The following is a 14987-nucleotide window of genomic DNA, read 5'->3' as shown; positions in this document are numbered from 1 at the left end:
TTCTTCCCTTCTTTTTAAGATTAGGCTTACAGGTTTACGCGAAAACCCCGGTCTTTTCTCTTTCAAATTGCTGAAAAACATTTTTAGAACGGACAGGATAAACTTCCCGATCCGCGATTTGATTAATGATGACCGCATTCCGATGCGCTCCAAGCCCAAGATCCGGAGCTCCAACGCCGTGCGTGTGCATTTCCCCGTTTTGAATAAACACATGATGGTTCTTTTCAGTCTGTACAGCGCGGTACTTTTCATCAATCTGCAGACGCCCGTGATTATCACGCCACAGGCTTGCTTCAATACCTCTTAAAAACGGCTGCGGAGACGGCTGATAGCCTGTAGCCGCGATTAGTCCTTCCGTTTCTTCGGTGTATTCCATACCGTAGTTAATCTCTTTTAAAAACAGCTTCATTTTGCCGGCCAGCGTTCTCTCCGTGTTCATCACTTCCGTATTTGCCTGAAGAATGATGTCCTCGCTCGCCCCCCCGATCGTCTGTTCATAAAGCTCGTCATACACAGCAGCGATCGTGTCGGCGCTGATCCCTTTATACAAAAGATTCTGCTTTTGAAGCAGCTGCTCCTTTGTGTAAGAATCAAGGTGGTAGAAATAACTAATATATTCCGGCGAAAAATGCTCCAGCCCGAGCTTGGAATACTCCATCGGGAAAAATCCTGAAGACCTTGTATACCAGTGCAGCCTGTATCCGTACTCAGGCCGCTTCTTCAACAGATCGAGAAAAACTTCAGCGGCGCTCTGGCCGGAGCCTGCCACCGTAATGCTCTTTTTTTGAAGCAGTTCCTTCCTGCGGTACCGGTAATCAGCAGAATGACAGACATCTTCTCCTTTTTCTGCCCAGAGAGGAAGCGACGGTTTTGTGCCCGTGCCCGTCACGATGTGCCGGGCATAGTAGTATTCTGGTGTCTCAGCATTCGAACGCACCGCTTCCACTTTATACAGCCTGCCTTCTTCTAAAAAGGATACATTGGTCACACGCCGGCCAAACCGGCAAGAGGAAAGCTTTTCCGCTGCCCACTGGCAGTAGTCATTGTATTCAAGACGCGGGATATGAAATTTTTCATAAAAATAAAAAGCATACAGCCGGTCCTTTTCCTGCAAATACTGCAAAAAGGAGTAGGGACTCTTTGGGTCTGCCATCGTGACCAGATCAGCAAGAAAAGGAACCTGCAGGCTGGTGCCATCAAGCAGCATGCCGCCGTGCCACTCAAACGCTTCATTTTCATCCAGGAATACGCCCTGGATTTCCGCTACGTTTTCCACAAGCGCTGCCATGCCCAGGTTGAATGGGCCAATGCCTATGCCAAGTACATCATATACTTCTGTTTCAGCTCCCACCGGCTGTACCTCCTTCAAATATCTCCCGTCTGCAAACCATGAGAAGCCCCCGTTTATCTGGCAGATCCACCGGCTTCACAGACTCAAACCCCGCTTTTTTAAACACATGAATCATTTTGTCGTTGGTGATATCGGGTTCTGCGATAATCCGGGCAGTCCGGGCGTATTGGAACTGCACCGAAAGCATAGCCTTTAAAAGCGGCAGGGCGTAGCCTTTCCCTGTTTCTTCCGGAGGCCCAATCAAAAGATGCACGCCCTGATCTGCCGGTTCCGCCCTGTAATAGGAACCAATTATGTCATCCGCCGCCCAATACACTTCCCAGTAGCTGACGGGGCGCCCGTCGAGCTCTCCGATGTAAAGTGTCTGGTGGGGGTCATTTAGCGCCTTGTGCAGATGGGTCTGATACTTACTTTCACCCATATTCAGCTGCCAAAACGGCACCACGTGGGTCTCGTGCATCCAGCCGTGCAGCATGTGAAAGTCGGCCGTTTCATCAACTGCACGGAATTGAATACGTTCACCTTCAGCCCCGTCCGGCTCCCGGGTAAAAATATGAGAATTAGATGGCTGGGCTTTCATGCTGCAAGCACTCCTTTTCGGTCAACGGATTTGAAATAAGAATATAAACGGACTGTTCCGCAAGGGAGCCGACCAATTCATCCATATCAAAAAAGCGGGTCAGCAGATTACCCTTGGAAGGGATTGTTTCTTGTTCAAGAAGGCTTTCGGTTAAAGAGGAACGGCCGAATGCTTTTTCTGCATCTTCAAGCTCCTCGCGAAGTATTCGCAGCAGCTCCGCTTCTTCAATCAATTCTGAAGCTCCGAAGCCGTTAATCAGTCCAAACAAATGGTTGATAAAAAAGTAGTAACGAAAGCGCTCGTCTGCAATATCATCTGCGCATACCGTATCACTTGAAGCATTCAGCTCCGGTACGTACTCCTTTAAGTGGGCTTCCTTCGAGCGTGCAAAATAGTAGCCCTGGTTGTCCCGGTAGTAAAACACCTGCGGATAGCCGCCAGTAAAACGCACAACGGAATTCTGCTGGTGGGCTTCAAGCGCAATGCCATGGGTCATATACAGCCAAAGCATCGGATGCAGGGAGATTGATAAGTACCGCCGGAACCAGTCCCGGCTTACTTCGGCAGTGCTCCGGTTTTCCGCCTGGGCAAGGCTTCGGATCAGATTGCCCAGCATACTTCCTTCTCCGTAAGCATCGTGCACCAGCCCTGCGGTCAGTGACACCTGGTCGTCCATAGTTTCCTGAAAAGGGTTTTGCCGGATAATCGTTTCAAAGCCTGTTTCTTCTTCACCTTTAAGGGCGATATATGCCGGATCACGAACAATTTCAAACCCCGGGAAAAATTGTGATGCCTCTTTTCCAATCCTGCTCCGCATTAGCTTTTCCACTTCTACGCCGCGCGCCATTTCCTTTTTTTGGTTGACACGCAGGGAGTTAGTAATCTTCACCGGAATGGAGACTTTCAGCATATACGGTGACTGCTCATGGTAAAGGGTCCGGATCGAGGAAGTCGCTGTAAAGCTCCGGCCGGCCGGGCCAAGATACGTTAATTCTCCTTGCTCTATTTTCCGCTGAATGGAGCCCTTCCGAAGCAGAGCCTCTGCTTGAAGCGGATGCACCGGAAGCAGGGCATAGCCATCATCCAAACGGCAATAGTCCTCTTTAAATAATTCCTCTGTCTCTGGAGCATTTTGGAGCTCGTTTTTTACGATAGCCGCCGCGCTTTCTTTTTCCATCGATGCTTCCTCTATCTGCTCTGATGGCGCCCGGAAGAAATGCAGCTGAAAACGTCCGCCGGTTTCCGGGGAATACAGGTTTCTTTCCTCTTCGCGTTCCATTCCCTGACGGCTTTTAGGGGTCGGGTGCAGTAGATGCCCGAGCAGCAGGGCCTGTTCTGAATCAATGTAACGGGAGATGATTTCTCCCTTTTGCTCTTTGCGTGCTTCCAAAAGCCACTCTGTGAGCTCAAAGCTCTGCAGCACCCGCTGCATCATCTCTTCTTCTCCTCCGTTATCACCGTATTCAAGCGAAAGTTCCTTCAAAAGCAAAGCCCCGGCGGTCAGCAAATCAAGCTCAAGGAGGGAGCCGCTTTCCAGGGTTTTATAATAAAGCGGAAAATGAAAGATATGCCGGTGGGTCAACGAGCGGTATTTTACCGGCAGGATCAGTTCAATTTTTTGATGGGACAGCTCCACGCGGCATTCCGCTTCTCCCCAGGCGCCGCTTCCGGTTTCACGCAAATAACAATTGATAAAGCTCTGCATCGAAGCTTCTGCTGCTTTCTGTTTAAAATTCAACACTTTTCCTCCTTCGTAGAAGTTCAATTTCCCGTCCTGCTTCAATGACCGCCTCGATTACATGATCAATATCTTTTTCTGTCGTTAAAGGATTCAGCAGAGTGCATTTTAAAAACTGCCTGCCATCTATTTTTGTTTTGGCAATGACCGCTTCGCCTGAAGCATATAATTGCTGCTGAATTTCTCTATTGATCTCATCCTCTTCGGATTTTGCAAAGGAATGCTCAGGGTCGTATTTAAACACCACTGCATTCATTTCCGGCTTCATTACCAGGTGCAGCGCTGGCTCATCGTTAATTTTTTCCGCGAGGCACCCGGCCTGTTTTAACCCATAGCCAATCATTTCCGCCCATTTTTTCGTGCCAACAGTACGGATCGTCATCAATAATTTAAGTGCATCGAAGCGGCGGGTTGTCTGCATCGAATAGTCCACAAGGTTCGTAAAGCCCTGCTCTCTGTCATCCTCCGGATTCAAATACTCCGCCCCATGCCTGATAAAACGAAAACTATCCCGGCTCCTAACCAAAAAGGCCCCGCAGCTGACCGGCTGATAAAATAGTTTATGAAAATCCACCGCCAGGGAATCTGCGTTCTCTATTCCTTCAAGTTTGGCAGTGTGATCACTGCAGAGCGCTAACGCCCCGCCAAACGCTGCGTCCACATGCATCCACAGATTCTCTTTATCTGCCGTATGATAAATATCTTCGAGTGGATCAATGCTTCCAAAATCAGTAGTCCCGGCAGTAGCTACTATAGCAATTGGATGATCACCGGCTTCCCTTGCCTCCTGAATAAAGGCTTCGAGCTTTTCGGTACTCATCTTTTTATGCTCATCTGCTGGCACTCCTATTACTGCCCGTTCTCCCAGGCCAAGCTGAACTGCCGATTTTTTGACTGTGAAGTGTGCTTCCTCTGAACAAAAAATTTTAAATCGTGCTGCTTCCGAAGGAAGGCCATCGGCTTTTACATCATGGGACAATTTCCTTGCGCAGTACTGGTCTCTTGCAAGCAGCAGCCCCATAAAATTCGACTGCGTGCCTCCAGTCGTAAATGTTCCCGCAGCAGCTTGAGGCAGCTGGTACAATTCACACAGCCAATTCACTACTTCTATTTCTACTGCTGTCGCTGCCGGACTTTGATCCCAGGAATCCATCGACTGGTTTAGAGCACTTACAATTACATCTGCGCACACCCCGGACAAAAGCGGCGGACAATGCAGATGCGCCATCGCATGAGGGTGGCTGATGTTTAAAGAGCGTTTCATAATATGCTCCATTACTTCCTCAAGCACACTATCAAATGCATGTTCCTGCTTTATATCTTGAAAGAAATGCTTCATCTGCGACTCTCCTGCTGCGGGCACAGGCCTTTCACTTTCTTTGAAAAATTCCGCTATATAGGCAGACGTCCGGGTTAACATTTCAAGAATTCTGCCCTGATCACCAACGTTGGTTAGAAATTCATTATCAAATGCGGTATGGGACTCTTCCTTCACAACCGGCATATCGTCTCCTCCATTATTTGGTATTTGCAGATAATGAGAATCATTATCAATTAATTCAAAAAAATAAAAGCTCCGTTTCAAGCTCTTATTTACAGTGCATACACTAATTGAAAATGATTATCAAAGTCAATGTCTTTTGGAGAATTGATACAAAGGTTGGCCCTTCCCTTCACGATCTGTTAGGTCTAATCCCCTTCCCCCGCTGAAACCGAGACTTAGTAATCATGTAACTTAAAACAAGCCAGCCTTTAGTTTAAAAACATCCCTCTCAGGCAATAAGCCGGGTATTAGCAACTATTTTCTTCAGGAGGTGCAGTAATTGCTCGTACGCACAAAAGATTTTCAGGCGTTTTGGATTTCAGCTACCAATGAGGAAGCTGTTGGAACGGTTTCTGACGTTTATTTTGATTCCAGAGGCGAATGGAAAGTTAGATTTATCGTTGCTGATACCCGTACGTGGTTTGTGGGCGGAAAAGTTCTGCTCAGTCCCAAACTAATTGACCGGATGGATCTGGCCGGCCAGGCCATTCAGATGAATGCTTCGAAAGACCAGATTAAAGACAGCCCGAAGCCGGACGAACATGAACCTATTTCCCGTTCGTATGAATCTTCAGTGTTAAATTATTACAACCTGGAGCCTTATTGGATCCCAACAGCCGGAAGCACCGGCACCGGACCTGTCATGCCTGTAGGCGGACCGTTTGCCCCGACGGATGACGATGATAATAATGCGCGTCCTGCACGTGACACAGCTGTCACCGGCGCAGAAGAAAATGAAATGGAAGCTGCCCGGAACAAAGAAGACTACTATCTGCAGAGTACGAAGGATCTCCGCGGCTATGATGTCGATGTGAGCGGTGAAAACATCGGCACCATTTCTGACGTTGTTTTTGACACAAACGACTGGAGTGTTCAGTTTATCGAAATCGATACCGCTGGTGCCCTTTCAAGTGACCACTCTCTTGTTCCAGTGGAACGGTTTAATCAGTTCAGTGCTATTGACGAAAGTGCCACTGCCAGTGTGAGCCGCGAAGCTGTAGAACGTTCGCCTGATTACGAATCCTCCATGACGCTGACCGATGACTACGGGGAAGAAATCCGCCGTCACTTCGGCAGCCCATCGAACAGATAAATGCGAGAGTCCCGCTGCTTAAATGCAGCGGGCTTTTTTATACCAACCGGAATCAGAATCTCTATGATATGTTAAAATTAATAAGCTAATAATTCTTCAAACAGCTCAGGAGTGGACTACCAATGGATAAAAAAGACATTGCCGATCTTCGCAGGCAATTAAAAACAGACAATGACCTGCTAACCATTTCCGACATTTTTAATGTCTACATAATGAAAGAAACAACCGAGGTTTACCACCACCAGAGCCACCCGTTCGAAATGCTCGACAGCGACCAGCAGGAGCTGTTTATGGCCAATTTCAAAAAAGTTCTCACCGGGCAGCTCGATGAAAAGCTATTCGAGCTGAAATTTCAGCGGGACATTGAAGACTCCAGCCAGCTCATTCTTCACAAAGGCCTTTTGAGCCGCAATGTTGAAGACTGGAAGGAACAGATGCTTCGCATAACTGAAAAAATGATCGAAGACCATCCGTATGAAAAAGATACCGTTATTACCTTTATCCGTGCCGATTATTTAAAGCCGGCAAAGCAGCGGAACGAGGAGGCAGAAACGAGTGACCGTGATGCGGTGTATTCCAATGCTTTTATTCTCTGCAGTATTAATAAAACAGAAGAGCCGCAAAAAGAAATGCAATTCGACTATATTGAGAAGGAATTCAAATACAAGGTCGAGGCCGATCCAGTTATCGATCTTAAACATCCGCTGGCCGGCTTTTTGTTTCCTGCAATGACCGACGGGGCCGCCGATGTCAATCATGTGCTTTACGCGGCCTCAAAGCCCAATGATCCGGACTACCGGTTCATTGAGGACGTGCTGAACGGCGAAGAGATCATCACGGCCAAAGAAAACAAAACGGTATTCGAGGATATTGTAAGAGACGTGGTCGGCGACCAGGTGAATCCTTCCACGCTTGCGAACGTCTACGGAGAAATTCACCGGGTCGTCGAAGAAAACGAAGAGGATACCTCGCCGACGCTTGACTATAGAGACGTCGAACGGGTACTCCAGCAGAGCGGCGAGCAGGTGGAGACCGATAAAGTAAAAACGGCCTTTCAGCGGGTGACCGATAACGAAACGTACGAGCTGAAAGCAAGCAGCATCGTGCCGAAATACAACTCCAAATCCATTAAAATCAACACGAAAATCGCCAACATCGCGATCAGCCCGCAGGATCTTGAATACGTGAGACAAGTCAATTACCAGGGAAAGCGGTGCATTATGATCGAGATTGAAGAGGACGCAGAGATTGAAGGTTTTAAAATGCTGCCGGAAGCTTTTGGGGAAGATAATCAGTAATAAAGCAAGGAAGGCCCCGCCCGGGACCTTCCTTGTTTTTGGTATCCAGTTGAATTGCCGGCGTGCTTTCTGCAGGCTCCCAATTTACTTTTTCACTAATTTCGTGGCTACTTCCACGTGCGTCGTCTGCGGGAACATATCCACGGGCTGGGCTTCTACGACCTCGTAGCCGCCTTCCACGAGGTGCTTTAAATCCCGGGCGAGTGTCGCCGGGTTACAGGAAACGTATACGATACGTTCAGGCGCTACCTCAAGCATTGTATCAAGCAGCTGTTCGTCGCAGCCCTTCCGCGGCGGATCCACCACAACGACGTCCGGACGCAGGTCGTTTGCTTTGACCCACCACGGCATCACTTCCTCTGCTTTCCCTGCCGCGAAGGTTACATTATCAAAATGATTCAGCTGGGCGTTGCGCTTGGCATCACTCACGGCCTGCGGCACTACCTCCACGCCGTACACCTGACGGGCTTTTTCTGCGAGGAACAGGGAAATAGTACCGATGCCGCAGTAAGCATCAATAACCGTTTCATGACCGCGCAGGTCCGCATACTCCAGCGCTTTATCGTACAGCGTTTTTGTCTGGACCGGGTTCACCTGGTAAAAGGACCGCGCGGAGATCGCAAACTTCACGCCGCCAATGTGGTCGTAAATGTAGTCTTCGCCCCATAACGTTTTTGTTTTTTCGCCAAAGATCACGTTCGTGCGCTTCGTATTCACGTTTTGAACGATGCTTGCGGTATCCTTTACTTCATTACGCACAGCTTCGATAAACGCCTGCTCGTCCGGGATTTTCTTTCCGTTTGTGATAACGACAATCATCAGCTGGCCGGTGGTCGGTGCATAACGTGTTACGACGTGGCGGAGAAACCCGCGTCCGCTTTCTTCATCGTAGGCGCTCATGCCAAACCGGCTGGCGATATCCTTTACCTGCTGGACAGCACCGTCGTTTTCTTTCTGCTGAATAATGCACTCATCCATATCAATGATGTTGTGCGTCCGTTTCTGGTAAAATCCTGCTTTCAACCGTCCGTCTTCTTTCACACCGATCGGCACCTGGGCTTTATTGCGGTAGCGCCATGGGTCCTCCATCCCGATTGTATCGCGGACCACTGCTTCGTTGAGGCCGCCGATACGTTCGAACGCGTCCTTCACCTGCTTATGCTTATAACGGAGCTGTGCCTCATAGGTCATATGCTGCAGCTGGCAGCCGCCGCATTTTACGTAGATCGGGCAAGGCGCTTCCGTCCGTTCGCTGCTTTCTTCAAGAACGGTAATCAGCTTTCCAAAGCCATATCCTTTTTTCGTTTTAATCACCTTTGCCTGGATTCGTTCGCCAGGCAGAGCGTAAGGGATAAATAGTGCGTATCCTTCGACTCTCCCTACCCCGTGTCCTTCGTGAGTTAAATCTTCAATTGTAGTCTCTATTAATTCATTTTTTTCTACCGGGGCTTCCGGCTTGTTTTGCTTACTCATTATTTCGTTCCTTCCGTTCATTCTAGTCTGTCAGCAAAATTGTAACACAGGAACGGTTTGGCGTCCGTCTGTTCGCACGCTATAATGTAGGAATACCCGAAGCAAACAGCTTAGAACGGAGAGATACATATGAAGATTCGGCTGATCGAGCCAGCCGACGCCAACGATCACCTGGCGTTTACGCAGCAGCTCGATAATGAAACTTCTTATATGCTGATGGAGCCGGGAGAGCGCAAGCCAACGGCCAACCAGCATCAGCATATGGTGAACGAGTTTATTATGAAGGACCGCCTTGTGCTTTTTATCGTGGAGGATGCGGGTACAGTTGTTGGACACGCAATGGGCGTTGGGGGCAGCACCATTCGCAACTGCCGGACCGCCTCTGTTGTTATCGGCCTGCTCCCGGCATACCATCGCCTGGGCGTTGGAAAACGGCTGCTCCGGCATCTCGAAGCATGGGCCAAAGAGCGCAGGCTCCGCCGCCTGGAGCTGACCGTTATAGAGGACAATACTGGGGCCCGGGCGCTATACGAGCATTTTGGCTTTCAGGAAGAAGGAGTTAAACAGGACTCGCTTTTTGCCCACGGCACGTACGTTAACGAAATCATGATGGCTAAACTGCTGTAGAAGGGGGCAACACTGTGCGTATTTCATTTGAAGCAATTTATGAGCTGATCCTTGCCGCTCTTTTAATGTTTTCATTGACGGTAGATCTGCCGTCGGACCAGGCCCGGGCACTCGATATATTTATTTATGTATTATTTGTTATTGACTTTACTGTCCGTTTTTTTGCAAGCGACAACAAATGGAAATACATTAAAAACAACCCGCTGGAGCTGATTGCTATTTTACCGCTCGGGGAAATTTTCCGTGCTGCCCGCCTCGTTCGTCTCTTAAAAGTTCTGCGTTTGATTGTGCTTTTCAGCCGGAAGCACTCTCCGTTTGACGTGTTTTTTTCTAAATACCATATAGACAGGGCTGTCATTATTGTCGGCGTGCTTCTGTTTGCGGCCAGTCTTTCCATGCGCTGGATTGAACCCGATTTTCACACATATGAGGAGGCGCTTTGGTGGGCAATTGTCACCACTACCACAGTCGGGTACGGGGATTTCATTCCTGTGACAACAGCCGGCAGAATTATTGCAAGCATTCTGATGATCGTCGGCATCGGCCTGATCGGTGTTGTAACCGGAACCGTAGCTGCCTTTTTCTCCCGTGACAACCGTACGCTTCCACCCGAAGCCCGGCACGTGCAGGAAACCCTAAACCGCTACCCGAAAATTACCACCAGAGAAATGGATGACATGATTGCTTCAATCGAAAAGTGGAAGGAGCGCTACAAAAAAGAGGAAGATCAATCATCATAATTGTCTTCCTCATCTACGCCGATCACCTGGCTGCGGCGTTCAAGCAGCACCACGTCACGCCAGCGCCCCTGCATCTTGCCGATCCGCTCCCGTATGCCTACTTCACGGAAGCCTTTACGCCGGTGAATCCGCAGGCTGTAGTCATTTTCCGGAAAAATGCCGGCCTGAAGCATCCAGTAGCCCTCCGCTTCCGCTTTTTCAATCAATGCCTCCAACAGCGTGCCGCCTACGCCCCGGCCGCGCTCGTCCTGGTGGATATAGACACTCGTCTCGCCTACACCTTCATATACTTCCCTTCCGGAAATTGGTGCGAGTGCGGCCCAGCCGATTACTTTTTCGGTCGTGCTGTCAATGGCAACGAGCCGGCAGGCCAGGTCGTGCGTTGCTGACCACAGCTCCCACGACGGTGCCTCCGTTTCAAAAGTGGCGTGTTCACTCATAATGCCCATTTCGTATATGTCCCGGACCTCGGGCCAGTGCTCCTTCTGCATTCTCGTTATGTAATAGTCCACCTGCATCCCTCTCTTATCCTGCTTTTTTTCCTAGAATAACATACCTGTTTTTCTTTTGTTTGCTTCAACATCTGTTTCCGGCTTGTTTACAATTCTTTAAACAGAGGAATACCCTTCACGTAACCTGTCTTTTTGCCGCAGCGAATTATACTTATGAAAAGGACGTGTTGGTATGAAATATCGTCGATTGGGCAATTCAGGCTTGAAGGTAAGTGAAATCGGCCTCGGCAGCTGGCTCACCTACGGTTCATCCGTGGAGGACCAGACCGCCGGGAACATTATTCAGCATGCTTATGAAAACGGCATTAATTTCTTTGACACGGCAAACGTCTATAACAGAGGTGAAGCAGAAAAAGTCGTAGGTAAAGCACTCAGCTCCTACAAGCGCGACAGCTACGTGCTCGCTTCAAAGGTGTATTTTCCAATGGGAGATGGCCCGAACGACCGCGGGCTTTCCCGTAAGCATATTATGGAGCAGTGCGATGCGAGCCTCCAGCGGCTGGGAACTGATTATATGGATCTGTACCAATGCCACCGTTATGATCCTGATACTCCTTTAGAAGAAACAATGATGGCCCTTGACGACCTCGTACGCCAGGGGAAAATATTGTATTACGGATTCAGCGAATGGTCCGGCACCCAAATCAGCGATGCAGCCCACGTGGCCGATAAGCGGAATCTTCACCGGCCGGTGTCGAATCAGCCAATCTACAATATGCTCGTGCGCTACATTGAAAAAGAAGTCCTTCCAATCAGCGAACGGGAAGGACTCGGCCAGGTCGTCTTCTCCCCTCTCGCCCAGGGCATCTTAACCGGCAAGTACCGTCCGGGGGAACAGCCTCCTTCCGACAGCCGGGCTGCTAATTCAGATATTAATTTTGCGATGGAACGCTTCATGGACGACCGCATTCTTGAAAATGTCGTGAAACTGGAGGATTTGGCCCGTAACGAACTCGGCGTTAAGCTTTCCCAGCTTGCTCTTGCCTGGATTCTCCGAAAACCGGGCGTAAGCTCTACCATCGTCGGGGCGAGCCGTCCCGAACAGCTTGACGAGAATTTAAAAGCGGCAGAGCTTGAGCTTTCAGACAGCCTGCTTGACGAAATTGACAGCACCCTGCAGGAGATCGAACACGTTACCTCAGGCCTTCATTAAAACAATCCCCGCCGGCACCGGCGGGTTTTTTATTTTTAAACTTCTATATTTTCATTATTTTTAATTGGTGCTATAATGAACTTGTGTAAACGTTTCCAATTTTTCTCTAATACGAAGGAGGATTTTGCATGAGATACGATGCACCAAACACCCCTGAAAGCCTGGTACATTTTAAAAACAAGTATGACAACTTTATTGGAGGCGAATACAGGGCGCCGGCCCAGGGCGAATATTTCGACAATGTCAGCCCGGTCACCGGTACCGTTTTCTGCCAGGTCGCCCGGTCAACGAAAGAGGACGTTGACGCGGCTGTAGCGGCAGCAAATAAAGCAAAAGAAGCCTGGGGCAAGACCTCGACTACAGAACGTTCCAATATTTTAAATAAAATGGCGAACCGGATGGAAGAAAACCTTGAAATGCTTGCAGTTGCCGAGACCTGGGAAAATGGTAAAGCGGTACGTGAAACGCTGAATGCTGATATACCGCTTGCTATCGACCACCTGCGCTACTTTGCGGGCGTCATCCGTGCCCAGGAAGGAACAATTGGCCAAATTGACGATGATACAGTAGCTTATCATTTTCACGAGCCGCTTGGCGTCGTCGGGCAGATTATTCCTTGGAACTTTCCAATCCTTATGGGCATTTGGAAAATCGCTCCTGCCCTAGCTGCCGGGAACTGCATTGTGCTGAAACCAGCCGAGCAGACGCCTGCTTCGATTTATAAGGTACTCGAGCTGGTCGAAGATCTTCTTCCGCCGGGGGTACTGAATGTAGTCAGCGGGTTCGGGGTCGAAGCCGGTAAGCCGCTCGCCCAGCATGAAGGCATCGACAAAGTGGCATTCACTGGTGAAACAACCACCGGCCGCCTGATCATGCAGTACGCGTCAGAGAACATTATTCCAGTAACGCTTGAGCTCGGCGGCAAATCACCGAACATTTTCTTCGAAGATGTGATGGCCGAAGACGACTCGTATCTCGACAAAGCGATCGAAGGGTTCGTAATGTTTGCTTTAAATCAGGGGGAAGTGTGCACGTGTCCGTCCCGTGCCCTCATTCAGGAATCCATCTATGACAAATTTATCGAGCGTGCCATTGAACGCGTCAAAGCCATCAATGTCGGCCATCCGCTTGATACTGACACTATGATGGGAGCCCAGGCTTCCAAGGAACAGCTGGATAAAATCCTTTCGTATTTGGATATTGGGAAACAGGAAGGCGCAGAAGTGCTCGTTGGAGGCGAAGCGGCCCAGGTGGACGACGAAGACCGTTCGCAGGGATATTACGTGCAGCCGACCATATTTAAAGGAAACAACAAAATGCGCGTATTTCAGGAGGAAATCTTTGGCCCGGTATTGAGTGTGACTACCTTTAAAACAAAGGAAGAAGCCATGGAAATCGCCAATGATACGCTATATGGCCTCGGCGCAGGCGTCTGGTCCCGGGACATAAACACCGCGTACCGGTTCGGGCGTGCTCTCCAGGCCGGCCGCGTATGGACCAACTGCTTCCATGATTACCCGGCACACGCAGCGTTTGGCGGCTATAAGAAATCAGGTATCGGCCGGGAGAACCATAAAATGATGCTCGACCATTATCAGCAGACGAAAAACCTTCTGGTCAGCTACAGCGAACAGCCTAAAGGGTTCTTTTAAGCATCCGGCGGCCAGGAGCATTTAAAAAGGAGGAAGTGTTATGGCAGTAGAGCGTGTAACCGCTACTGACGCTGCCCTTGAACTGATCAACAAGCTGACGAAAAGACACGGCCCGTTAATGTTTCACCAGTCCGGTGGCTGCTGCGACGGCAGCGCCCCGATGTGTTATCCGGAGGGCGATTTTAAAACCGGTAACAGCGACATGTATATGGGCGATATTGGCGGCGCTCCGTTTTATATGTCGAAGGATCAGTTTGAATACTGGAAGCACACGCAGCTGATTATAGACGTTGTCGATGGCCGGGGCGGGATGTTTTCCCTTGAAGGACCGGAAGGCAAACGATTCTTGACCCGCTCGCGGGTGTTTTCTGAAGAAGAACGCACAGAGCTTGAACAAAATTCTCCTGTTTAACCATTGAGGCATTCTGTATTTGCGCAGAATGCCTTTTTTCTGCTTTCTGTGCCTATTGTCATTTCGGGCATTTCTTATTATTCTATAATTAACAAAGAAATAAGCACCGTTTGAGGGCGCGCTACAGTAAAGGATGAAGGCCTATGCATCATTCATCAACATCACCTTTTAGACCCTTCCCCACCCTGGAGACGTCAAGGCTTCGCCTCCGGGCCCTGCGTTATTCAGATCTTGAGGATATTTACGAATATGCTTCTAATCCACTTGTCTCCCGTAACGTTTTATGGGATGCCCACAGAAGCCGCGGGGAGACAAAGGATTTTTTAAATATCACGATGAACTCCTACAAGTACGGCGACCGGGCGCCGTTTGGCATCGAACGCAAGGATTCCGGGAAAGTGATCGGCACCATCGATTTTGTTCATTGGGATCGCGGTCATTCTAACGGAGAAATTGGCTATACGCTTTCCCCGGACCATTGGAATCAGGGGTTTGGCTCGGAGGCAGCCCGGGAAATTATCCGCTTCGGCTTTGAAGCCATGGGCCTGCACCGTATTGAAGCCCGGTGCTTCATTGAAAATACCGCTTCAGCCAAAGTTATGGAAAAAGTCGGCATGGTGCACGAAGGCACACTCCGCCGGTCGCTGTTGATTCAGGGCGAACGACGGGACGTAATGATCTACGCTATTTTAAAATCAGAGTGGAAAAATAATTAAAACAGCCGGCGATGCGGCTGTTTCAGATTGTAGACAAAGGCCTCCGAAAATGATTTTCGGAGGCCTTTGTTTGTGCCATTGAGGGAAAAAGAAGCATCC

At 49.3% G+C, this 14987-nt stretch carries 14 protein-coding genes; 8 read left to right on the top strand and 6 right to left on the bottom strand.

From position 1 onward, the window contains the following. Positions 1 to 34 precede the first annotated feature (34 nt). Genes ACTTK6_RS10550 through ACTTK6_RS10535 form a run of 4 tightly spaced genes read right to left on the bottom strand, consistent with a single transcriptional unit; the run spans position 35 to position 5173 of the window. Positions 35 to 1351, bottom strand: a complete 1317-nt coding sequence (locus ACTTK6_RS10550) for a lysine N(6)-hydroxylase/L-ornithine N(5)-oxygenase family protein (protein ID WP_462833403.1) — start codon at positions 1349 to 1351, stop codon at positions 35 to 37. Further along, positions 1341 to 1931 (bottom strand): GNAT family N-acetyltransferase, encoded by a 591-nt coding sequence (locus ACTTK6_RS10545; RefSeq protein ID WP_462833402.1) that lies wholly within the window; start codon positions 1929 to 1931, stop codon positions 1341 to 1343. Before ACTTK6_RS10545 ends, ACTTK6_RS10550 begins: the two co-directional genes overlap by 11 nt. Next, on the bottom strand, positions 1912 to 3672 hold the full coding sequence (locus tag ACTTK6_RS10540) for an IucA/IucC family protein (RefSeq protein WP_462833401.1): 1761 nt from the start codon (positions 3670 to 3672) through the stop codon (positions 1912 to 1914). Before ACTTK6_RS10540 ends, ACTTK6_RS10545 begins: the two co-directional genes overlap by 20 nt. Continuing rightward, positions 3659 to 5173, bottom strand: a complete 1515-nt coding sequence (locus ACTTK6_RS10535) for a pyridoxal phosphate-dependent decarboxylase family protein (protein ID WP_462833400.1) — start codon at positions 5171 to 5173, stop codon at positions 3659 to 3661. Before ACTTK6_RS10535 ends, ACTTK6_RS10540 begins: the two co-directional genes overlap by 14 nt. Positions 5174 to 5492: 319 nt before the next feature. Here ACTTK6_RS10535 and ACTTK6_RS10530 point away from each other — a divergent pair, with 319 nt between their 5' ends. Together ACTTK6_RS10530 and ACTTK6_RS10525 are read left to right on the top strand one after the other, a co-directional pair. Next, positions 5493 to 6305, top strand: coding sequence for a PRC-barrel domain-containing protein (locus ACTTK6_RS10530; protein WP_462833399.1), 813 nt, complete (start codon positions 5493 to 5495; stop codon positions 6303 to 6305). A gap of 122 nt (positions 6306 to 6427) precedes the next feature. Beyond that, complete coding sequence (locus ACTTK6_RS10525; protein WP_462833398.1) at positions 6428 to 7603, top strand: DUF4317 domain-containing protein; 1176 nt, start codon at positions 6428 to 6430, stop codon at positions 7601 to 7603. 84 nt (positions 7604 to 7687) lie between these two features. On the opposite strand, the gene rlmD is transcribed toward ACTTK6_RS10525, so the two are convergent. Next, the gene (gene rlmD, locus ACTTK6_RS10520) at positions 7688 to 9076 is read right to left on the bottom strand and encodes a 23S rRNA (uracil(1939)-C(5))-methyltransferase RlmD (RefSeq protein ID WP_462833397.1); all 1389 of its coding nucleotides are present in this window, start codon (positions 9074 to 9076) and stop codon (positions 7688 to 7690) included. 129 nt (positions 9077 to 9205) lie between these two features. On the opposite strand from rlmD, the gene ACTTK6_RS10515 reads away from it, so the two are divergent. Together ACTTK6_RS10515 and ACTTK6_RS10510 are read left to right on the top strand one after the other, a co-directional pair. Further along, positions 9206 to 9703 carry an N-acetyltransferase family protein gene (locus tag ACTTK6_RS10515; protein WP_462833396.1) on the top strand — a complete coding sequence of 166 codons (498 nt, stop codon included), beginning with the start codon at positions 9206 to 9208 and terminating at the stop codon, positions 9701 to 9703. A 14-nt stretch (positions 9704 to 9717) separates the two neighbouring features. Next, a complete protein-coding gene (locus tag ACTTK6_RS10510) occupies positions 9718 to 10443 on the top strand; it encodes a potassium channel family protein (protein WP_079474237.1) in 726 nt (241 codons plus the stop codon). Here ACTTK6_RS10510 and ACTTK6_RS10505 read toward each other — a convergent pair. Continuing rightward, a complete protein-coding gene (locus tag ACTTK6_RS10505; protein ID WP_179124008.1) occupies positions 10431 to 10961 on the bottom strand; it encodes a GNAT family N-acetyltransferase in 531 nt (176 codons plus the stop codon). The two genes, ACTTK6_RS10510 and ACTTK6_RS10505, sit on opposite strands and share 13 nt — an antisense overlap. A 166-nt stretch (positions 10962 to 11127) precedes the next feature. Here ACTTK6_RS10505 and ACTTK6_RS10500 point away from each other — a divergent pair, with 166 nt between their 5' ends. The 4 genes from ACTTK6_RS10500 (at position 11128) to ACTTK6_RS10485 (ending at position 14888) form a co-directional block, all read left to right on the top strand. Further along, entirely contained in the window at positions 11128 to 12108 is a 981-nt protein-coding gene (locus ACTTK6_RS10500; RefSeq protein WP_079474236.1) for an aldo/keto reductase family protein, read from the top strand. A gap of 128 nt (positions 12109 to 12236) precedes the next feature. Next, a complete protein-coding gene (gene exaC, locus ACTTK6_RS10495) occupies positions 12237 to 13760 on the top strand; it encodes an acetaldehyde dehydrogenase ExaC (RefSeq protein ID WP_079474235.1) in 1524 nt (507 codons plus the stop codon). A gap of 40 nt (positions 13761 to 13800) precedes the next feature. Further along, positions 13801 to 14172, top strand: a complete 372-nt coding sequence (locus ACTTK6_RS10490) for a DUF779 domain-containing protein (RefSeq protein ID WP_079474234.1) — start codon at positions 13801 to 13803, stop codon at positions 14170 to 14172. Between the two features lie 143 nt (positions 14173 to 14315). Beyond that, entirely contained in the window at positions 14316 to 14888 is a 573-nt protein-coding gene (locus ACTTK6_RS10485) for a GNAT family N-acetyltransferase (RefSeq protein WP_079474233.1), read from the top strand. Positions 14889 to 14987: the final 99 nt, after the last annotated feature.

It is taken from the genome of Marinococcus salis (assembly GCF_054971365.1).
This window is presented reverse-complemented; position numbering and strand designations above follow the sequence as displayed.

What these genes read in the sequence shown, in the direction of transcription:
- ACTTK6_RS10545 (WP_462833402.1), bottom strand. Translation starts at nt 1,931, where the DNA reads ATGAAAGCCCAGCCATCTAATTCTCATATTTTTACCCGGGAGCCGGAC.
- exaC (WP_079474235.1), top strand. Translation starts at nt 12,237, where the DNA reads ATGAGATACGATGCACCAAACACCCCTGAAAGCCTGGTACATTTTAAA.
- ACTTK6_RS10525 (WP_462833398.1), top strand. Translation starts at nt 6,428, where the DNA reads ATGGATAAAAAAGACATTGCCGATCTTCGCAGGCAATTAAAAACAGAC.
- ACTTK6_RS10485 (WP_079474233.1), top strand. Translation starts at nt 14,316, where the DNA reads ATGCATCATTCATCAACATCACCTTTTAGACCCTTCCCCACCCTGGAG.
- ACTTK6_RS10490 (WP_079474234.1), top strand. Translation starts at nt 13,801, where the DNA reads ATGGCAGTAGAGCGTGTAACCGCTACTGACGCTGCCCTTGAACTGATC.
- ACTTK6_RS10500 (WP_079474236.1), top strand. Translation starts at nt 11,128, where the DNA reads ATGAAATATCGTCGATTGGGCAATTCAGGCTTGAAGGTAAGTGAAATC.
- ACTTK6_RS10505 (WP_179124008.1), bottom strand. Translation starts at nt 10,961, where the DNA reads ATGCAGGTGGACTATTACATAACGAGAATGCAGAAGGAGCACTGGCCC.
- ACTTK6_RS10515 (WP_462833396.1), top strand. Translation starts at nt 9,206, where the DNA reads ATGAAGATTCGGCTGATCGAGCCAGCCGACGCCAACGATCACCTGGCG.
- ACTTK6_RS10535 (WP_462833400.1), bottom strand. Translation starts at nt 5,173, where the DNA reads ATGCCGGTTGTGAAGGAAGAGTCCCATACCGCATTTGATAATGAATTT.
- rlmD (WP_462833397.1), bottom strand. Translation starts at nt 9,076, where the DNA reads ATGAGTAAGCAAAACAAGCCGGAAGCCCCGGTAGAAAAAAATGAATTA.